This is a genomic window from Rhodoferax sp. (assembly GCF_025354435.1).
Classification (GTDB): domain Bacteria; phylum Pseudomonadota; class Gammaproteobacteria; order Burkholderiales; family Burkholderiaceae_C; genus Rhodoferax_B.
In genome coordinates, this window is sequence record NZ_JANXMU010000087.1 from 1 (window position 1) to 19,411 (window position 19,411).

A 19,411-nucleotide genomic window follows, 5' to 3' on the forward strand; every position below is an offset into this window, starting at 1 on the left:
CATTCAAGCCAGTCGGTTGAGGTAAACAGGGGCAAAAGTCCGCATTGCGCAAAATTGTTGCCGTCATGCGACATCCTGTGGGCCGTAGAATCACCGGTTGTCCCAGACACAGCACAGATTACCCCATGACCCAGTTCGCCAAAGAAACCCTGCCCATCAGTCTTGAAGAGGAAATGCGCCGGAGCTACCTTGATTACGCGATGAGCGTGATTGTGGGCCGCGCCCTCCCTGATGCGCGTGACGGTCTCAAGCCGGTGCACCGGCGCGTGCTATTTGCCATGCACGAGCTCAATAACGACTGGAACCGTGCCTATAAGAAGTCGGCCCGTATCGTGGGCGACGTGATTGGTAAGTACCACCCCCACGGCGATAGCGCGGTGTATGAGACCATCGTTCGGATGGCGCAGGACTTCTCCCTGCGCCATATGCTGGTCGATGGCCAGGGCAACTTCGGTTCGGTGGATGGCGACAACGCCGCCGCCATGCGGTACACCGAAATCCGCATGTCCAAGATCGCGCACGAGTTGCTGGCCGACCTAGACAAAGAAACCGTCGATTTCGGCCCCAATTACGACGGCAGCGAACAAGAGCCGCTAGTCATGCCCGCGCGCTTCCCTAATCTATTAATTAACGGCTCCTCCGGCATTGCTGTGGGTATGGCCACCAACATCCCGCCGCACAACCTGAACGAAGTGGTCGACGGCTGCCTGCACCTGCTGCGCAATCCGCAAGCTACGGTGGACGAACTGATGGAGATCATCCCCGCGCCCGACTTCCCCACGGCCGGCATCATCTACGGCATCAATGGCGTGAAAGACGGCTACCGCACCGGCCGTGGCCGCGTGGTGATGCGCGCCAAGGTGCACTTTGAAGACATCGACAAAGGCCAGCGCCAGGCCATCATCGTCGACGAACTGCCCTACCAGTGCAACAAGAAGACCCTGCAAGAGCGCATGGCCGAGCTGGTGCATGAGAAGAAGATCGAAGGCATCAGCCATATCCAGGACGAGTCCGACAAGTCCGGCATGCGTCTGGTGATCGAACTCAAGCGTGGCGAAGTACCCGAGGTGGTGTTGAACAATTTGTACAAGCAGACCCAGCTGCAAGACACCTTCGGCATGAACATGGTGGCGCTGGTCAACGGCCAGCCCAAGCTGTGCAACCTAAAGGATCTGATCGAGGTCTTCCTGGAGCACCGCCGCGAGGTAGTGACCCGCCGCACCATATTCAACCTGCGCAAGGCCCGCGAACGCGGTCATGTGCTGGAAGGCCTGGCGGTCGCGCTGGCGAACATTGACGACTTCATCGCCATCATTCGCAACGCCCCCACGCCGCCAGTGGCCAAGGTCGAGCTGATGGCCCGCCCGTGGGACAGCAAACTGGTGCGCGAAATGCTCACCCGCACCCGTGCCGACGGCGGTATGGTCAACGTAGACGACTACCGCCCCGACGGCCTGGAAAAAGAACTCGGCATGGGCAGCGACGGCCTGTACCGCCTGTCCGAAGTGCAGGCGCAAGAAATTTTGCAGATGCGTCTGCAACGCCTGACCGGGCTGGAGCAGGACAAGATCGTCGCCGAATACAAAGAGGTGATGTCCGAGATCGAAGACTTCCTGGACATCCTGGCCAAGCCTGAGCGCGTATCGGCCATCATTGGCGAAGAACTCACCGCCATCAAGCTGGAATTCGGCCAGACCAAACTGGGCGCACGCCGCAGCCAGGTGGAATACAGTGCGTTCGACCTCAGCACCGAAGACCTGATCACCCCTACCGACATGGTGGTCACGCTATCCCACAGCGGCTATATCAAGAGCCAGCCTTTGAGCGAATACCGGGCACAAAAGCGTGGCGGGCGCGGCAAGCAGGCCACGGCCACCAAAGAAGACGACTGGGTCGACCAGCTCTTCATTGCCAACACGCACGACTACATCTTGTGCTTCAGCAACCGCGGCCGCCTGTACTGGCTGAAGGTTTGGGAAGTGCCACAGGGTTCGCGCGGCTCGCGTGGTCGCCCCATCGTCAACATGTTCCCGCTGCAAGAAGGCGAAAAAATCAACGTCGTGCTGGCCCTGACCGGTGAGAAGCGCAGCTTCCCTGCCGACCAGTACGTCTTCATGGCCACCAGCATGGGCACGGTCAAAAAGACCCCGCTGACCGACTTCAGCAACCCACGCAAGGCCGGCATCATCGCCGTGGACCTGGACCCGGGCGACTTCCTGATCGGCGCAGCCCTCACCGACGGCAAGCACGACGTGATGCTGTTCAGCGACGGCGGCAAAGCCGTGCGCTTTGACGAAAACGATGTGCGCCCCATGGGCCGCAACGCCCGCGGCGTGCGCGGCATGATGCTGGAAGAAGGCCAGGGCGTGATCGCCATGCTGGTCGCCGAAGACGAGCTGCAAAGTGTGCTTACCGCCACCCTGAACGGCTACGGCAAACGCACCAGCATCACCGAATACACCCGCCATGGCCGTGGCACCAAGGGCATGATCGCCATTCAACAAAGTGAGCGTAATGGCCGCGTGGTAGCCGCCACCCTGGTGCATGCCGACGACGAGATCATGCTGATTACCGACAAGGGCGTGCTGGTGCGCACCCGCGTCAGCGAAATCCGCGAACTCGGCCGTGCCACCCAGGGCGTGACCCTGATCGGCCTGGACGAAGGCTCCAAGCTCAGCGGTCTGCAGCGGATTGTGGAAAACGATGCCATCGTGGCCGCCACCGAAGCGGATGAGGCGGGTGAGACCGGCGACGATGCAGGCACCGACGACACACCCCCCGGCACCCCCGAAGCGTAAAACCGCCAATACTCTCAATTTAGTAGCACCTAGCGCAGGTGGAATCTGCGCTAGAGGCCTAAAAACCTTAAGAAATTGCATGACACGCCCCTTCAATTTTTCCGCTGGCCCTGCCGCTATTCCTGAAGAAGTCCTGACCCAGGCCGCCGCCGAAATGCTGGACTGGCACGGCAGCGGCATGGGCGTGATGGAAATGAGCCACCGGGGCAAAGAATTCCTGTCGATCTACGCACAAACCAAGGCCGACTTCCGCGCCTTGATGGCCGTGCCGCCCGAGTTCAAAATTCTGTTCATGCAAGGCGGTGGCCTGGGCGAAAACGCCATCGTGCCGCTGAATTTGTCGCGTGGCGGCAAGGTCGATTGCGTGGTCACCGGCAGTTGGAGCCAGAAGTCGCAAAAAGAGGCGCGCAAATACGCCAGCGTGCAGACGGCCGCCAGCACTGAAACCACCGGCTACACCCGCCTGCCCGACCCGGCCAGCTGGAATCTGAGCGCCGATGCCCGCTACGTGCACATCTGCGGCAATGAAACCATCGACGGCGTGGAATTCCAAACCCTGCCGGATCTACAGGCTCTGGGCAGCAAAGCCCCACTGGTAGTCGATTTCTCGTCCCACGTGGCCTCGCGCGGCATGGACTGGAGCAAGGTCGGCCTGGCCTTTGGCGGCGCACAAAAAAACCTCGGCCCCGCCGGCCTGACCGTCGTGGTGGTGCGCGAAGATCTGCTGGGCCACGCCCTGGATGTCTGCCCCAGCGCCTTCAACTACGAGACGGTGGCCGACAACCAGTCGATGTACAACACGCCGCCCACCTACGCCATCTACATCGCCGGACTGACCTTCCAGTGGCTCAAACACCAAACCGAAGGTGATCTGCATGGCATTGCCGCGATGGAGCACCGCAACATCGCCAAGGCCGAGCTGTTGTACCGCGCCATCGACCAGTCGCAGCTGTACTTCAACAAGGTGGATGCAGACTGCCGTTCGCGCATGAACGTGCCCTTCTTTCTGCGCGACGAGAGCCGCAACGACGCATTCTTAGAAGGTGCCAAGGCACGCGGCTTGCTTCAGCTCAAGGGCCACAAGTCGGTCGGCGGCATGCGGGCCAGCATCTACAACGCCATGCCGCTGGCGGGTGTACAGGCGCTGGTGGACTACATGCACGCATTTGAAAAGAGCCAGGCCTGATCCATGACTGCCGCAACACCGCCCACCGCCACCCCTGATCTGGCCGACCTGCGGGTCAAGATCGACAAAATCGACCAGGATCTGCTGACCCTGCTGAACCACCGTGCCGAAGTGGCCGAAAAGGTCGGCGACATCAAGCGCCGCGAAGGCTCGCCCTTCTTCCGGCCCGACCGCGTGGCCCAGGTGATCGAAAAAATCCAGCGGTCCAACCCTGGCCCGCTAAAAAACCAGCATGTGGCCGCCGTCTGGCGCGAAATCATGTCGGCCTGCCTGGCGCTGGAAGCACCCCAGCGCGTGGCCGTGCTCGGCCCAGAAGGCACCTTTACCGAACAAGCCGCCATCGAATTCTTTGGCAGCGCCGCCGAACTCCTGTACTGCGCCAATTTCGACGAAGTCTTCCACGCCACCGCCGCCGGCACAGTGCAGTACGGCGTGGTCGCGATCGAGAACTCCACCGAAGGCGTGGTGGCCCGCTCGCTTGATCTATTCCTGCACTCGCCGGTGCATGTGGTGGGCGAAGTTAGCCTGCTGGTGCGGCACAACCTGCTGCGCCAAACCAATTCACGCGACAACATCGACGTGGTCATGGCCCACCCCCAGGCGCTGGCCCAGTGCCAGGCCTGGCTGACCCAGCACCTGCCCCACGCCGAGCGCCGTGCCGTGTCCAGCAATGCCGAAGGCGCACGCCTGGCAGCTACGAATCCGGCCTGGGCCGCGCTGGCCAGCGAACGTGCCGCCTCCCAGTTTGGCCTGCACATCGTGGCCCATGCGGTACAGGACGATGCCTACAACCGCACCCGCTTCGCCGTCATCTGCCTGCCGCAGACCCTGGCCACGCCGCCCGCGTCGGGCAAGGACTGCACCAGCCTGGTGGTGTCGGTGCCCAACAAACCGGGTGCCATGCACGATTTGCTGGTGCCGCTGAAAACCAACGGCGTGTCCATGACCCGCTTTGAATCCCGCCCCGCCCGCACCGGCCAGTGGGACTACTACTTCTACATCGACCTGGACGGTCACCCTTCGCAGCCCCACGTGGCCAAGGCGCTGCAAGAGTTGCGCGCGCTGTGCGCCTTCTTCAAGGTACTGGGCACCTACCCGGTCGGCTCCTGAAAGCAGCGCCCATGTTTGAACAACTCGGACTGATAGGCTGCGGCCTGATGGGTGGCTCGTTTGCGCTGGCGATGAAAAACGCCGGGCTGGTGAAACGCGTAGTAGGCTACAGCAAGTCGCCCTCCACCACCAGCAAGGCCCGCCAACTCGGCGTGATCGACATCGAAGCCCCCTCGGCCCTGCTGGCCGTGTCAGGTGCCGACATCGTGCTACTGGCCGTGCCGGTGGCCGCCACCGAAAACACCTTCAAGGCCATCAAGCACCTGATCACCCCCAACACCCTGGTGATGGACGTGGGCTCCACCAAGCGCGATGTGGTGGATGCCGCCCGCCGGGCGCTGCGCGAGCAGGTCGGCTCCTTTGTGCCCGCCCACCCGATCACCGGAAAAGAGGTGTCCGGCGTGGAGTTTGCCGATCCGCTGCTGTACAGCGGTAAAAACGTCATCCTGACCCCCATCGAACGCACCCTGCCCGCCCAGTTGGCCCAAGCCCAGGCGGTATGGGCGGCGCTGGGCTGCAATGTGCTGCAAATGACCCCCGAATCGCACGATGCGGCGTTTGCCGCCGTCAGCCACCTGCCGCACCTGATCGCCTTTGCCATGATGCACGGCCTGGTCAGCCAGCCGCAGGGGCAGGAATATCTGGCCCTGGCCGGTCCGGGTTTTCGCGACTTCACCCGCATCGCCGCATCCGACCCGCACATGTGGCGCGACGTGTTGCTGGCTAACAAAGAGGAAGTCCTGGCCCAGTCGCAGATTTTCCAAAAAACACTGCAAACCATGGAAAGCATGCTCACCAGCAACAACGTGGACGGCCTGGTGCAAATGCTGGAGCACGCCAGCGACAGCCGCGCCGACTGGAGCATGGCCTCCTTGAAACCCAAGATCTGATTTCCATCTGATGTTTGCCACCCCTTTTCTCGACCTCCCCCCCCTCGACAGCGCCAGTGGCACCGTCGTGCTGCCAGGCTCCAAAAGCATCTCTAACCGCGTACTGCTGCTGGCCGCCCTGAGCGGTGGCACCACCCGCGTGCACGACCTGTTGGATTCCGACGACACCAAGGTCATGCTGGCCGCGCTGGCCACGCTGGGCTGTGGCATCCGCCACAACCACGTGAATGGCAACACGGTAGAGATCGACGGGCTGGCCGGGCAATTGACGGCTTCGCAGGCCGATCTGTTCATGGGCAACGCGGGCACCGCCATCCGCCCGCTCACCGCTGCGCTAGCCGTGTTGGGCGGCGACTTCAGCCTGCACGGCGTACCGCGCATGCACGAGCGCCCCATTGGCGACTTGGTCGATGCCCTGCGCCAGCTCGGCTGCCAGATCGACTACACCGGGCAAGACGGCTACCCGCCCCTGCGCATTGGCCAACCCCAACTGAAGCTGGACGCGCCCATTCGCGTACGCGGCGATGTGTCCAGCCAGTTCCTGACCGCCCTGCTGATGGCCCTGCCGCTGGTCGCCCAGCAAGACGTAGTCATTGACGTGGTGGGCGAGCTGATATCCAAGCCCTACATCGAGATCACGCTGAACCTGCTGGCACGCTTTGGCATCACGGTGCAACGCGATGGCTGGGCCCGCTTCACCATTCCGGCTGGCAGCCGCTACCAGTCGCCCGGCGACATCCATGTGGAGGCCGACGCCTCGTCCGCTAGCTATTTCATAGCACTAGGCGCAGTGGCTACGAGCACTACTGGCACTTTTGACTCAAAGATTCGAATCGAAGGTGTGGGTGCCGCGTCCATCCAGGGCGATATCCGCTTTGTCGAAGCGGCCGAGCAGATGGGCGCTCAGGTCGCCAGCGGCCCGAACTGGCTCGAAATTAGCCGGGGCACCTGGCCGCTCAAAGCCATTGACCTCGACTGCAACCACATTCCCGATGCCGCCATGACCCTGGCGGTGATGGCGCTATACGCCGACGGCAGCACCACGCTGCGCAACATCGCCAGCTGGCGCGTCAAGGAAACCGACCGTATCGCAGCCATGGCCACCGAACTGCGCAAACTGGGGGCTACGGTGAACGAAGGCGCGGACTACCTCCGCATTACCCCGCCTGCGACCGTTTACGATTGGAAAGCCGCCAGCATCCACACCTACGACGACCACCGGGTGGCCATGTGCTTCTCGCTCGCGGCCTTCAACCCGGCCCAATTGCCGGTGCGCATCGAAGACCCGAAATGCGTCGCCAAAACCTTCCCCGACTACTTCGAGGCCTTGCTGGCGCTGTCGCACACCGCTACCGCCCACATCCCTGTGCTGTGCATCGACGGCCCCACCGCCTCGGGTAAAGGCACGGTGGCCGCCGCACTGGCCGCTCGCCTGGGCTACCACTTTCTGGACTCGGGTGCGATGTACCGCATCACCGCGCTGGCCGCCTTGCGTGCAGGCCTGGTCATTTCCACCACCGACGAAGCCGCAATTGCCACCCTGGCCCAAACCCTGCCGGTGCGTTTTGTGGACGGTAAGGTCTGGCTCGGCGACTCCGACGTGTCGGAAGCCATCCGCACCGAAGAAGCCGGAATGAACGCCTCCAAAGTCTCCGCCCTGCCCGCAGTCCGGCTGGCCTTGGTGGCCCTGCAGCACAGCTTTCGGCGGCTGCCCGGACTGGTGGCCGACGGTCGCGACATGGGCACCGTGATCTTCCCCGATGCCCCTTTGAAGGTGTACCTGACCGCCACCGCCGCCAAACGTGCAGAGCGGCGGTATGAGCAGTTGATTTCAAAGGGAATTTCGACTACACTCGAAGACCTTCGCGATGACTTGGAAGCGCGCGACGCACGGGACTCTTCCCGTGTCGCTGCGCCACTCAAGCCCGCACAAGATGCCTTGCTGCTGGACAACTCTGACATGTCGATCGAAACATCGGTAGACCAGGTGTTGGACTGGTGGCAAAGCAAGCAGCCGTTTGGTTTGAAATAACCCAACGGCACCAGCCCACTCTGCTGCTTCAGCCGAGTGGTTTTTAACCCTGTAACCCCGGTGGTCCCTCGACCGCCAAACCGCCACACCAGAACCTCACGCAGGTGCAATTCCGCACCCGCCAACCCTGTGCTGTGGACTAGGAAAACCATGTCAGAATCATTTGCAGACCTCTTTGCCGAATCGCTAACCCGCACGGAAACGCGCATTGGTGAAGTCGTCACCGCCGAAGTCATCCGTATCGAACACAGCTTTGTGGTCGTGAACGCTGGCCTCAAATCCGAAGCCTACGTGCCGCTGGAAGAGTTCAAGACCGACAAGGGCGAAGTTGAAGTCCAAGTTGGCGAATTCATTTCGGTTGCCATCGTCGCGATCGAAAACGGCTACGGCGACACCATCGTCAGCCGTGACACCGCCAAACGCCTGGCTTCCTGGATGTCCCTGGAGAAATCCCTGGAATCCGGCGAATTCGTTACCGGCACCACCTCCGGCAAGGTCAAGGGCGGTCTGACCGTTCTGGTCAACGGCATCCGCGCATTCTTGCCCGGTTCGCTGATCGACACCCGCCCCATCAAGGACTTGTCTCCCTACGAGAACAAGACCATGGAATTCAAGGTCATCAAGCTCGACCGCAAGCGCAACAACGTCGTGTTGTCGCGCCGCGCTGTGGTCGAAGCGTCGATGGGCGAAGAACGCGCCAAACTGATGGAAACCCTGAAAGAAGGTTCCGTGGTGCACGGCGTAGTCAAGAACATCACCGAATACGGTGCGTTCGTGGACCTGGGCGGCATTGACGGCCTGCTGCACATCACCGACATGGCATGGCGCCGTGTGCGTCACCCATCGGAAGTGGTGACGGCTGGTCAGGAAATCACCGCCAAGATCCTCAAGTTCGACACCGAAAAGAACCGTGTGTCCTTGGGTCTGAAGCAAATGGGCGACGACCCATGGATGGGCGTGAACCGCCGCTACCCACAATCGACCCGTCTGTTCGGCAAGATCACCAACATCGCCGACTACGGTGCATTCGTGGAACTCGAACCCGGCATCGAAGGCTTGGTGCACGTTTCCGAAATGGACTGGACCAACAAGAACATCGCTCCCGCCAAGCTGGTTTCGCTGGGCGACGAAGTCGAAGTCATGGTTCTGGAAATCGACGAAGACAAGCGCCGCATCAGCCTGGGCATGAAGCAGTGCAAGGCCAACCCATGGCAAGAATTCGCGCAAGACACCAAGCGTGGCGACCGCGTCAAGGGCCCGATCAAGTCGATCACCGACTTCGGCGTGTTCGTGGGTCTGGCTGCCGGTATCGACGGCCTGGTGCATTTGTCTGACCTCTCGTGGAACGAAACCGGCGAAGCCGCCGTGCGTAACTACAAGAAGGGCCAAGAAGTCGAAGCCATCGTGTTGGCCGTGGACGTGGACCGCGAACGCATCTCTTTGGGCATCAAACAGCTCGACAGCGATCCGTTCACCACCTTCACCACCATCAACGACAAGGGCCAGATCGTGACCGGCAAGGTCAAGACCGTGGATGCCCGTGGCGCTGAAATCGACCTGGGTGAAGACATCATCGGTTACCTGCGCGCTTCCGAAATCAGCCGTGACCGCGTTGAAGACGCACGTAACGTGCTGAAAGAAGGCGACGAAGTTACCGCTGTGGTGGTCAATGTGGATCGCAAGACCCGCAACATCCAGTTGTCGATCAAGGCCAAGGACGCTGCCGACCAAGGTGAAGCCATGGCTGCACTGAGCCAAGCTTCGGCCCGCGAAAACGCTGGCACCACCAGCCTGGGCGCTTTGCTGCGCGCCAAGCTGGATAACAACAATTAATTTGTTGCTGATCTAGGCTAGTGCCAAGCCGATCCGACTCGCAGGGGCGAGCGGGTCGGCTTTATTTATAACCCAACAGGGTTTGCGCAAGGTTCTCCATCCACGGGGTGCATTGCGCAAGTCCTTTTGAAACCATACCCCTTCCATGACCCGATCCGACCTTGTTGAAGAACTGGCCGCCCGATTCAGCCAGCTGACCCACCGCGATGCCGAGCACGCCGTGAAGACCATCCTGGATGCCGTAGGGGATGCGCTGGTGCGCGGGCACCGGGTCGAGATCCGTGGCTTTGGCAGCTTCTCCATCAACCGCCGCCCGCCGCGCATGGGCCGCAACCCGCGCAGCGGCGAGAGCGTGGCCATTCCCGAAAAGCGCGTACCCCACTTCAAGCCCGGCAAAGCCCTGCGCGAAGCCGTAGACCTGCACACCGCCGAGATCGAGGCCCGTGAACTGCGCGAATCCCGCGAATGAGGTTTTTGCATCGCTAGAATGCCCAGACGATGGAGGACACCCATGAAGAATCTGGTCCGGCTGCTTAAGTGGTTACTTAAGGCAGCCATTTTTTTTACCCTGTTTGCATTTGCACTAAACAACCAGCAAGACGCGGTAGTGCATTTCTTCTTTGGCACGCAATGGCGCGCGCCCATGGTGCTGCTGATCCTGACGGCCTTTGCCGCCGGACTGGCCATGGGCATCCTGGGTATGGTGCCGCGCTGGTGGAAGCACCGCGTGGTTGCTAAAAAGGCACAACAGCCGTTGCCGCCACCCGCTAGCCCCGACACTCCCCGCACGGAACCCATCGCCCCACCCCATGGACTTTGACCTCAGTTGGATTTTGCTGGGCCTGCCGATTGCCTTTGTACTGGGCTGGCTGGCATCGCGTTGGGACTTTCGGCAGCTGCGCCTGGACAACCGCCTGGCCCCCAAGGCCTATTTCAAGGGCCTGAACTACCTGCTCAACGAGCAGCAGGACAAGGCCATCGATGCCTTCATCGAGGCCGTGCAAAAAGACCCCGACACCTCGGAGCTGCACTTCGCCCTGGGCAACCTGTTCCGCCGCCGGGGCGAAACCGAGCGCGCCGTGCGCGTGCACGAACACCTGCTGTCGCGCGGCGACCTCAGCGCCTCCGACCGCGACCGCTCCCAACACGCTCTGGCGCAAGACTTTTTGAAAGCCGGTTTGCTCGACCGCGCCGAGGAAGCCCTGCGCAAGCTTGAAGGCACGGCCTACGAAGCCCAAAGCCGCCTGGCCCTGCTGTCCATCTACGAACGCTCGCGCGATTGGCTCGATGCGTCCGAAATTGCCCACAAGCTCGAATCTGCAGGCCAGGGCAGCTTCAGCGGCCGCCAGTCGCACTACCTGTGCGAACAGGCCGCCGCCCAGCCCGAAGCCGCCCAGGGGCTGCTGGAAAAAGCTATCGCCGTCGCCCCCCAGGCCGCCCGCCCGCGCATCGACCTGGCCATCCTGCAGCACCAGGCAGGCCAGCTGGATGAGGCGTTTAAAACCCTGGTAGCGCTTGCTGAATCGGCGCCAGCAGCTATACCTTTGGTAGCAGAGCGGATGGCCACCATCGCCACCGCCGCCGGGCTCACCGACCCGGCCCTGGCGCTACTAGAGGCCAGCTACGCCCACAGCGCCTCGCTGGATGTGCTGGAAGCCATCCTGACCCTGCAACTGCGCAGTGGCACCCCCATGGCCGACGTGCGCATGCGCTACATCCAGCACCTGGAGCGCGAACAATCCCTGGTGGCCGCCGCCCGCTGGATTGCCGGGGAAAAGCTGGAGCATGAAGAGTTCCACCCCCAGATCCAGCGCGCCCTGGACCACGCCGCCAACCCCTTGAAGCGCTACCGCTGCGCCGCCTGCGGGTTTGAGGCGAAACAGCATTTTTGGCAATGCCCCGGCTGCCAGGCCTGGGACAGTTACCCCGCAAGACGCGTAGAAGAACTATGACAAAACTATCTACTCTTTCCCGCGACCAAATGGCCCAGGCCCAGGTGCTGGTGGTCGGCGATGCCATGCTGGACCGCTACTGGTACGGCGCGGTGGACCGCATCAGCCCCGAAGCGCCGGTGCCGGTGGTGCGCGTCACGCGTGAAGAAGAGCGCATGGGCGCGTCGGCCAATGTGGCATACAACATCGTGTCGCTGGGCGCGCAGGCCTCCTTGCTGACCGTGGTGGGCGACGACGATGCCAGCCACAAGCTGGAAAAGCTGGTCTCCCAGACCGGCATCCGGCCCTACTTTGGCCGCGACGCGGAGCTGCAAACCACCGTCAAGCTGCGCGTGATTGGTCGGCAGCAGCAGCTGCTACGGCTCGACTTCGAGAACACGCCCAAGAGCGAAATCCTGGCCTCGCAGTCTGCTACCTTCGCCACCCTGCTGCCCACACACCAGGCGGTGCTGTTTTCCGACTACGGTAAGGGCGGGCTGGCCCATGTGGGCGACATGATTGCCCTGGCCCTGGCCAGCGGCAAAAAGATTTTGATCGACCCCAAGGGAAGCGACTATTCGCGCTACAGCCAGGCCAGTGTCATCACCCCCAACCGCGCCGAGCTGCAGCAAGTGGTGGGCAGTTGGAGCAGCGAGGAGCAGCTGCGCACCAAGGCGCAAAACCTGCGCAAGGAATTGAAGCTGGAAGCCCTGCTGGTCACCCGCAGCGAAGAAGGCATGACGCTGTATGACGACGCCGGCGAGCTGCACGCCAGCGCCCAGGCCCTGGAAGTGTTTGACGTGACCGGCGCGGGCGACACGGTGATCGCCACCATGGCCGCCCTGGTGGCCGCGGGCCTAAGCCTGCGCGAAGCCATGCCGCTGGCCAACCGGGCGGGCAGCGTGGTGGTGGGCAAATTCGGCACCGCCACCGTCAGCTATGACGAACTTTTCACCAAGGAAACCCCATGACCCGCATCGTCGTCACCGGAGCCGCTGGCTTCATTGGCAGCAACCTCGTCAAAGGCCTGAACGCACGCGGCATCACCGACATCATTGCGGTGGATGACCTGACCCAGGGCGACAAATACCGCAACTTGGCCGACCTGCAGATCGCCGACTACGTGGATGCCGACAGCTTCTACGACCGCTTTGCCCAAGGTGGCTACGGCAAGGTCGAGGCCGTGTTCCACGAGGGCGCTTGCAGCGACACCATGGAAATGAACGGCAAGTACATGATGGACAACAACTACACGCTGTCCTGCAAACTGTTCGATGCCTGCCACGCCCAGGGCACGCGCCTGCTGTACGCCTCGTCGGCAGCCACCTACGGCGGCTCGGCATCGTTTGTCGAAACGCCCGAGTTCGAGCGCCCGCTCAACGTCTACGGCTACTCCAAGCTGCTGTTCGACCAGCGCATGCGCCTGCTCTGCGGCAGCGGGTTCGACCGCAACCCGCACCAGGTGGTGGGTTTCCGCTACTTCAACGTCTACGGCCCGCGCGAGCAGCACAAGGGCCGCATGGCCAGCGTAGCGTTCCACCAGTTCAACCAGTTCAAGGCAGACGGCAAGGTCAAGCTGTTTGGCGAGTACGGCGGCTACCCGCAGGGCGGGCAGATGCGCGACTTTGTGTTCATCGACGACGTGGTGGCGGTGAACCTGTGGTTCTTTGACCACCCGGAAAAGTCCGGCATTTTCAACCTGGGTACCGGTAAGGCCCAGCCCTTCAACGACATCGCCCACGCTGTCGTGAATGCCCTGCACAGCCAGCCTGCCAGCCTAGCAGAGGCCGCCAGCACCGGCCTGCTCGAATACGTGCCCTTCCCCGTCGCGCTGCGCGGCAAATACCAGTGCTACACCCAGGCCGACCTGACGGCCCTGCGTAGCACCGGCTGCGACCACGCGTTTGCCGACGTGCACACGGGGGTGACGCGCTACGTGCAGACCTTGTTGCAAGGCTGAGCCATGTACGCCGCCTCGGTCCCCGTCTTCCAGCGCTACCTCGGCCAACTGGCCCGGATGGTGGATGCGGGTGCGGCCCAGGGCTGCGACCTGCAGGCCCGGCTGGTGCCCGACATGCTGCCGCTGGGGCTGCAGATCGACATCGCCACCCAGTTCAGCCTGCGTGCCTGCGCCCCCCTGGCCGGGCTGCCGGTGCCACCGTTTGGCCAAGGCAGCGCCTCTTATGCCGACCTGCAAGCCCGCATCCACCGTGCCCAGACGTTTCTGGCGGAATTAACCCCGGCCCAGATGGCAGATGGCAGATGGCGCCAGGCACCTGTGCACCGACCAGGCGGGCCAGGCCATGGTGGCTTTGCCGGGTGAAGCTTTTCTATCGCAATACGCCCTACCCAACTTCTTTTTCCACCTCACCAGCGCCTACGCCCTGCTGCGCCAGCAAGGCGTACCACTGGGCAAGGCAGACTTTGACGGCTGGCACCAGTACTGAAATCAGGACATGAACATGCCACCGTCCACATTGACGGTCTGGCCGGTGATATAGGCTGCATCGTCTGAAGCGAAGAAGCTAACCAGGCCCGCCACATCCTCGCCGGTACCCGCACGGCCCATCGGGATGGCATCCACCCATTCCGCCATCAGCTCACCGGGCTGGTAGTCCCCCAACAGCTTGCCCCAGGCCGCATCGTTGTAAGCCCACATGTCGGTGGTGATGATGCCGGGACAGAACGCATTTACCGTGATACCCGTTTTGGCCAGTTCCTTGGCCAGGCTCTGGGTGATACCCACCACGCCAAATTTACTGGCCGCATAGTGCGGGGTGAAGATAAAGCCTTGGCGGGCCTGGCCCGAGGCTGTATTGATGAGGTGCCCCTTCTTACCCGCCGCACGCATGCGAACTGCAGCTTCCTGGCAGCAAAGAAACACGCCTTTGGTGTTCACCGCCAGGACCTTGTCCCACTCGGCTTCCGTCAAATCCTCCAGGCGGGCCACCGTGATGACACCGGCGTTTTGCACGGATACATCCACCTCGCCCAGTTCCTGCGCCACCCGCGCATACATCGCTTGGACCTGGGCCCGGTCTGTCACATCCACCACCACCGAGATAGCCTGGACACCGGCATCGCGCAGCCCTTGCGCAGTTTCATGCACCAGCGGCTCATTGGCGGCGACGCAGACACGCGCCCCCTCGCGGCCGAAGCGCTCTGCAATCGCTTTGCCAATGCCCCGGCTACCGCCGGTCACCACAACCACTTTGTCTTGAAATATTTTGGACATAGTCAGGCTCTTGAAGTTAGAGAAGCGGCAGGCAATGGCCTACCAGCAAACAAATCCGCCATCCACGATCAGGTCCACGCCGGTGCAGAACGATGCGGCCTTGCTGGCCAGGAACACTGCCGGGCCCACCATTTCATCCACCGTCGCCATCCGGCCCATCGGCGTATCGCGCTCAAAAACCTTGCATTGCTCGGCCACTTCCGGGCGTGCGTTCATGGGGGTCATGGTGTAGCCGGGGCTGATGCTGTTGACCCGCAGGCCACGGTCGCTCCACTCCATCGCCAGGCTCTTGCTGAGGTGGATGACCGCCGCCTTGGAGCTGTTGTAATGCGCCTGCAGCAAGCCGCGGTTGACGATGCTGCCCGACATAGAAGCGATATTGATGATGCTGCCACGGCGGCGCGGCAGCATCACGCGGGCCTGGGCCTGGCAGGACAGAAACACGCCTTCGACGTTCACCTGCATCATGCGTTGCCACTGCTCCTGCGGCATGTCTTCGGCCGCCGTGGCATTGGCAATGCCTGCGCAATTGACCGACACCGCCAAAGCACCCAAATCCCGTTCGGTGGCGGCCACTGCCGCCGCCAGATCCGCCGCCTGGGTCACGCTGCCTTCCAGGGCCAAGGCGCGTCGGCCAAGTGCCTGGATACGCTCTACCGTGTTCGCTAGGCCGACGCTGCCGACTAGGTCAAAACAAGCTACGTCGGCCCCGGCCTGCGCCAAACCCACAGCGATACGCTGGCCAATGCCGCTTCCGGCACCGGTAACGAAGGCGACTTCGCCATTCAACTGAAACAAATCCATAAAGTTTCCTTTGCAGTCAATACCGGCCCCAGAAGCCGGTGTATTAAGGGTGGTCCAGCAGGTGCTGGGCCGTGTGTAAATCGGTAATCAAGGTGGTGAGCCAACCGCCGCGCAAGGCGGCACGGATCGCATCCAGCTTGCGGGCCCCGCCCGCCACGCCAATGCGGCGGCGGGTGCGGCGGATCTGTTCAATGCCAATGCCCAGCACCCGTTCGCCAAACGGCGTGGTCACATGCTTGCCCTGGGCATCAAAAAACTGCATGCAGACATCGCCCACCGCACCCGCATCCCGCAGGTCGGACAGGTCTTGCTCGGTAAATACATTGCCGCTTTCGCGCAGCATGCGCGACGGCGGAATCGCCCCCACCCCCAGCAGCAAGGCGGACAAATCGTCAAACCGCTCCAGGGCCTGGCGACATGTAGGGTCGGTCAGCATGGCATTTTTGGCAGCCACACTGCTGACCACGCCCGGCGCATTCATAAAGATGGCATCGGCCTTGGACAACTGCGCCAGGCGCTCTGTCAACCGGGTGGCAAACACCTGCGCGCCCGCAAAGCCCACACCGCCCAGTACCTGGACAATGCTGCGCGTCTGGCCCGGCCCCGCAGGGCGCATGACGTTCACCGCCGCCAGCAAACTAGAGCTCCAGGACGACACACCAATGTTGGCAAAGGTAGGCACCATCAGCTCCAGGTACTTGGCTGTGGGGCCGGCCAGGGCCAGATTGGTTCGCTCATCGTCGGCGACATCGGCCTCTTCGGCCTCGACAACGATGACTTCGTCCAGCCCGTAGTGCAGCTCCAGCCGCTCTTCCAGGTCGGCGTGCACGCCTTCGGGCACGTGGACAGTGATACGCACAATGCCCAGCTCCTCGGCTTGCTTGAGCAGGCGAGACACCCGCGTCTGCGACAGGCCGAGTTGCTCGGCAATGCGCGGCTGCCCGATGCCGCGTTGGTAGTACATGCTGGCAATCCGTGTGATGAGACGCTGCAGGTCGTGTGAGCCATATTGATGTTTTGCCATGGCGGGGAATTATCCATACGCCCTTCAGGCCACGGCCAGCTCCATAACCCGTGCGGGGGTGGCTTCGGCGCGCGTCAGCGTGCCCTGGCTTTCGCCCCGGGCCAGCACCACCACGCGGTGGGCCAAACCCAACACCTCGTCCAGGTCAGAACTCACCACCACCACGGCCATGCCGCCACGCGCCAGTTCCGCAATCACCTCGTAGATGGCAGCCCGCGCACCCACGTCGATGCCACGGGTGGGCTCGTCCAGGATGATGACTTTCGGGTCATGTGCCACCCACTTGGCAATCACCACTTTTTGCTGGTTGCCGCCCGACATGCTGCCCGCGGGTTGGTTGGGTTGCCCCTTCACACCCAGACGCTGGATCAGTTTCTGCGCAAAATCCCGGGTACGGGAAGGCTTCAACCAGCCATTGGGGGCCACACGGTCGAGATTGTTGTAAGCCAGGTTGTCGGCGATGCTGTGCGGCAGCACCAGCCCCAGTGCCTTGCGATCGTCTGGCACCAGCACCAGATGCTCGCGGATGGCATCCATGGGGCCACGTAAAACGACCGCCTTGCCATCGATCTCCACCGTGCCCTGGGCAATCGGGTCAATGCCCGCCACCGCCCGCATCAGCTCGGTGCGCCCCGCACCCACGATACCGGCAAAGCCCAGCACCTCGCCGGCCTGCACCTCAAATGAAATGTTCTTGAATCGCCCATTGAAAGCGGACAAATTGCGCACAGCCAGGGCCACAGGTGCCGCCGCGTCGGGCAGGGGAATGGCGGGAAACAACCGGTCTACGCTGCGCCCCACCATCTCGCGCACCAATTGCCCGGTCGGCACTTGCGCCGTATCGTGCGTCGCCACCTGTGCACCGTCGCGCAGCACCAGGATGCGGTCGGCAATGCGGGCAATCTCGGCCAGCCGGTGGCTCACGTAAATAAACGAAACACCCTCGGCTTTCAGGCGGTGGATTTGCTCGAACAAGCGGTCGGTTTCTTTGTCCCCCAGCGCCGCCGTGGGCTCGTCCAGAATCAGCAGCCGGGCATCCAAGGTCAGCGCCTTGGCAATTTCCACCTGCTGCTGGGCGGCCACGCTGAGCGTGCCCACTTTTTGCGTCGCCGACACATCCAGACCCAGCCGCTCCAGCTGCACCTGGGCCCGTGCCACCATGCCCGCCGTGTCCAGACGACCACCCTTCATGGGCAGACGGCCAACAAAAATGTTCTCCGCAATCGTCAGCTCGGGCAGCAGCCGCATTTCCTGGTGGATCAGGCCAATACCCACATGCAGCGCGTCCGCTGGAGCCTGCGGCGCATAGGGTTGGCCTTGCCACAGCATAGACGCGCCCGCGTCCGGTGCCACCACCCCGGCAATCACCGACGACAGCGTGGACTTACCCGCGCCGTTTTCCCCCAGCAAAGCCACCAGTTCGCCAGGACGCACCTCCAGATTGACACCCCGCAGCACCGTTGTCGTGCCATAGGTCTTGCCGATATTGCGCAAGACCAAACCTGGGGTGTTCGGTGCAAGAGACCTGTCCATCGGCGAAGTAGCAGTTTTCATGGGCGTACGGGTGGTGTGGGGAAGCTTGCAGCGATTAAGGGTGGGCCTTGAGGAACTGCTCCACATTGGCCTTGGTGGTGACCTGCGCCTCGGTGGGCTGGTCCTTGGTCACGGACTTGCCTGCAATCAGGCTGGTCGCGGCATCCACGGCCATGCGGCCCATGGCAAAGGTCTGCTGCGTGGCAGTGGCATCCAGAGAACCGCTTTGCACCGCTTTCAAGCCACCAACATCGCCGTCATAACCCAGCACCCATATTTTTTGCGGCAACTTGGCCAGCTTGACGGCCTGCGAAGCGCCCAGGGCAATCCCATCGGCCTGGCCGAAAATGACATTGATCGACGGGTCACGCTGAAGCATGTCCTGGGCAATCTTCACGCCTTCATCGGCCGACCAACGTTCGGTCCACTGCTCTTGCGTCACTTTCACGCCAGGGCATTTCTCCAGACCGGCCTTGAAGCCCTTGGTGCGGTCCACTTCAGGGGTGGTGCCGCGCTGGCCGTGGATGATCACGGCATTGCCCTTGCCACCGGTTTTCTCGCAGACCCATTCGCCCAGATCCTTGGTCGCCATGATGGACTCGCCGCGGATAAAGGTATCGCCTGGCGCGCCATCGGCTTGGCGGTCCACGTTGATCACCGGGATGCCTGCGGCGCGGGCGGCCTTTACCGGTACAGCTGCGGCTGTGGCACCTGCAGGGATGTAGATCAGCGCATCAATCTTCTGGGTGATCAGATCCTGGATCTGGTTGACCTGGGTGGTCGCATCGCCCTTGGCGTCGACCGTAATCACTTTGTAACCTTTTTCTTTGCCATAGGCTTCGACGGACTGTTTGATCATGTTGAAGAATTCGGCCTGCAGATTGGCGACCGCCAGCCCGATCTTCTTTTCCTGCGCATAAGCGGCAGGGGATGCCAGCATGGCGGCCACGCCTGCGGCGACGATAAGTTGCTTCAAATTAAACATGTTTGCTCCTAAATATTTGTTGTGTGCTGGCGCTTGGTTACGCCACGGCC

General features: G+C 62.3%; 18 protein-coding genes. 13 read left to right on the forward strand and 5 right to left on the reverse strand.

Annotated features, from left to right (window positions below; translation table 11 throughout):
• Positions 1-125 precede the first annotated feature (125 nt).
• The 13 genes from gyrA to Q0T48_RS21555 all read left to right on the forward strand — a co-directional run bounded on the left by gyrA (position 126) and on the right by Q0T48_RS21555 (position 14,227).
• Positions 126-2,798 carry a DNA gyrase subunit A gene (gyrA, locus tag Q0T48_RS21495; protein WP_295960985.1) on the forward strand — a complete coding sequence of 891 codons (2,673 nt, stop codon included), beginning with the start codon at positions 126-128 and terminating at the stop codon, positions 2,796-2,798.
• Between the two features lie 79 nt (positions 2,799-2,877).
• Positions 2,878-3,984 (forward strand): 3-phosphoserine/phosphohydroxythreonine transaminase, encoded by a 1,107-nt coding sequence (serC, locus tag Q0T48_RS21500; protein WP_295960988.1) that lies wholly within the window; start codon positions 2,878-2,880, stop codon positions 3,982-3,984.
• A 3-nt stretch (positions 3,985-3,987) separates the two neighbouring features.
• On the forward strand, positions 3,988-5,094 hold the full coding sequence (pheA, locus tag Q0T48_RS21505; protein ID WP_295960990.1) for a prephenate dehydratase: 1,107 nt from the start codon (positions 3,988-3,990) through the stop codon (positions 5,092-5,094).
• Positions 5,095-5,105: 11 nt separating this feature from the next.
• Positions 5,106-5,984, forward strand: coding sequence for a prephenate dehydrogenase/arogenate dehydrogenase family protein (locus Q0T48_RS21510; RefSeq protein ID WP_295960992.1), 879 nt, complete (start codon positions 5,106-5,108; stop codon positions 5,982-5,984).
• A 10-nt stretch (positions 5,985-5,994) separates the two neighbouring features.
• Positions 5,995-8,016 carry a bifunctional 3-phosphoshikimate 1-carboxyvinyltransferase/cytidylate kinase gene (locus Q0T48_RS21515; protein WP_295960993.1) on the forward strand — a complete coding sequence of 674 codons (2,022 nt, stop codon included), beginning with the start codon at positions 5,995-5,997 and terminating at the stop codon, positions 8,014-8,016.
• A 150-nt stretch (positions 8,017-8,166) separates the two neighbouring features.
• Entirely contained in the window at positions 8,167-9,849 is a 1,683-nt protein-coding gene (gene rpsA / locus Q0T48_RS21520; RefSeq protein WP_092761519.1) for a 30S ribosomal protein S1, read from the forward strand.
• A gap of 145 nt (positions 9,850-9,994) precedes the next feature.
• A complete protein-coding gene (locus Q0T48_RS21525) occupies positions 9,995-10,318 on the forward strand; it encodes an integration host factor subunit beta (RefSeq protein WP_295960997.1) in 324 nt (107 codons plus the stop codon).
• A gap of 42 nt (positions 10,319-10,360) precedes the next feature.
• Positions 10,361-10,669, forward strand: coding sequence for a lipopolysaccharide assembly LapA domain-containing protein (locus tag Q0T48_RS21530; RefSeq protein WP_295960999.1), 309 nt, complete (start codon positions 10,361-10,363; stop codon positions 10,667-10,669).
• Positions 10,659-11,801 carry a lipopolysaccharide assembly protein LapB gene (gene lapB, locus Q0T48_RS21535; protein WP_295961001.1) on the forward strand — a complete coding sequence of 381 codons (1,143 nt, stop codon included), beginning with the start codon at positions 10,659-10,661 and terminating at the stop codon, positions 11,799-11,801. The genes Q0T48_RS21530 and lapB overlap by 11 nt, the downstream gene beginning before the upstream one ends.
• Complete coding sequence (rfaE1, locus tag Q0T48_RS21540) at positions 11,798-12,751, forward strand: D-glycero-beta-D-manno-heptose-7-phosphate kinase (RefSeq protein ID WP_295961002.1); 954 nt, start codon at positions 11,798-11,800, stop codon at positions 12,749-12,751. The genes lapB and rfaE1 overlap by 4 nt, the downstream gene beginning before the upstream one ends.
• Positions 12,748-13,740, forward strand: a complete 993-nt coding sequence (gene rfaD, locus Q0T48_RS21545; protein WP_295961003.1) for an ADP-glyceromanno-heptose 6-epimerase — start codon at positions 12,748-12,750, stop codon at positions 13,738-13,740. The genes rfaE1 and rfaD overlap by 4 nt, the downstream gene beginning before the upstream one ends.
• Positions 13,741-13,743: 3 nt before the next feature.
• Positions 13,744-14,103, forward strand: coding sequence for a DUF1993 family protein (locus Q0T48_RS21550; RefSeq protein WP_295961005.1), 360 nt, complete (start codon positions 13,744-13,746; stop codon positions 14,101-14,103).
• The gene (locus tag Q0T48_RS21555; RefSeq protein WP_295961007.1) at positions 14,084-14,227 is read left to right on the forward strand and encodes a DUF1993 family protein; all 144 of its coding nucleotides are present in this window, start codon (positions 14,084-14,086) and stop codon (positions 14,225-14,227) included. The genes Q0T48_RS21550 and Q0T48_RS21555 overlap by 20 nt, the downstream gene beginning before the upstream one ends.
• A gap of 2 nt (positions 14,228-14,229) precedes the next feature.
• On the opposite strand, the gene Q0T48_RS21560 is transcribed toward Q0T48_RS21555, so the two are convergent.
• From Q0T48_RS21560 to Q0T48_RS21580, 5 genes are read right to left on the reverse strand one after another with little or no spacing between them, the layout of a single operon-like run.
• Entirely contained in the window at positions 14,230-15,015 is a 786-nt protein-coding gene (locus Q0T48_RS21560; RefSeq protein ID WP_295961009.1) for an SDR family oxidoreductase, read from the reverse strand.
• 39 nt (positions 15,016-15,054) lie between these two features.
• On the reverse strand, positions 15,055-15,819 hold the full coding sequence (locus tag Q0T48_RS21565) for an SDR family oxidoreductase (RefSeq protein WP_295961011.1): 765 nt from the start codon (positions 15,817-15,819) through the stop codon (positions 15,055-15,057).
• A gap of 43 nt (positions 15,820-15,862) precedes the next feature.
• A complete protein-coding gene (locus tag Q0T48_RS21570; RefSeq protein ID WP_295961013.1) occupies positions 15,863-16,843 on the reverse strand; it encodes a sugar-binding domain-containing protein in 981 nt (326 codons plus the stop codon).
• A 24-nt stretch (positions 16,844-16,867) separates the two neighbouring features.
• Positions 16,868-18,397, reverse strand: coding sequence for a sugar ABC transporter ATP-binding protein (locus tag Q0T48_RS21575; RefSeq protein WP_295961015.1), 1,530 nt, complete (start codon positions 18,395-18,397; stop codon positions 16,868-16,870).
• Between the two features lie 34 nt (positions 18,398-18,431).
• Complete coding sequence (locus Q0T48_RS21580; protein WP_295961017.1) at positions 18,432-19,361, reverse strand: sugar ABC transporter substrate-binding protein; 930 nt, start codon at positions 19,359-19,361, stop codon at positions 18,432-18,434.
• Positions 19,362-19,411 lie beyond the last annotated feature (50 nt).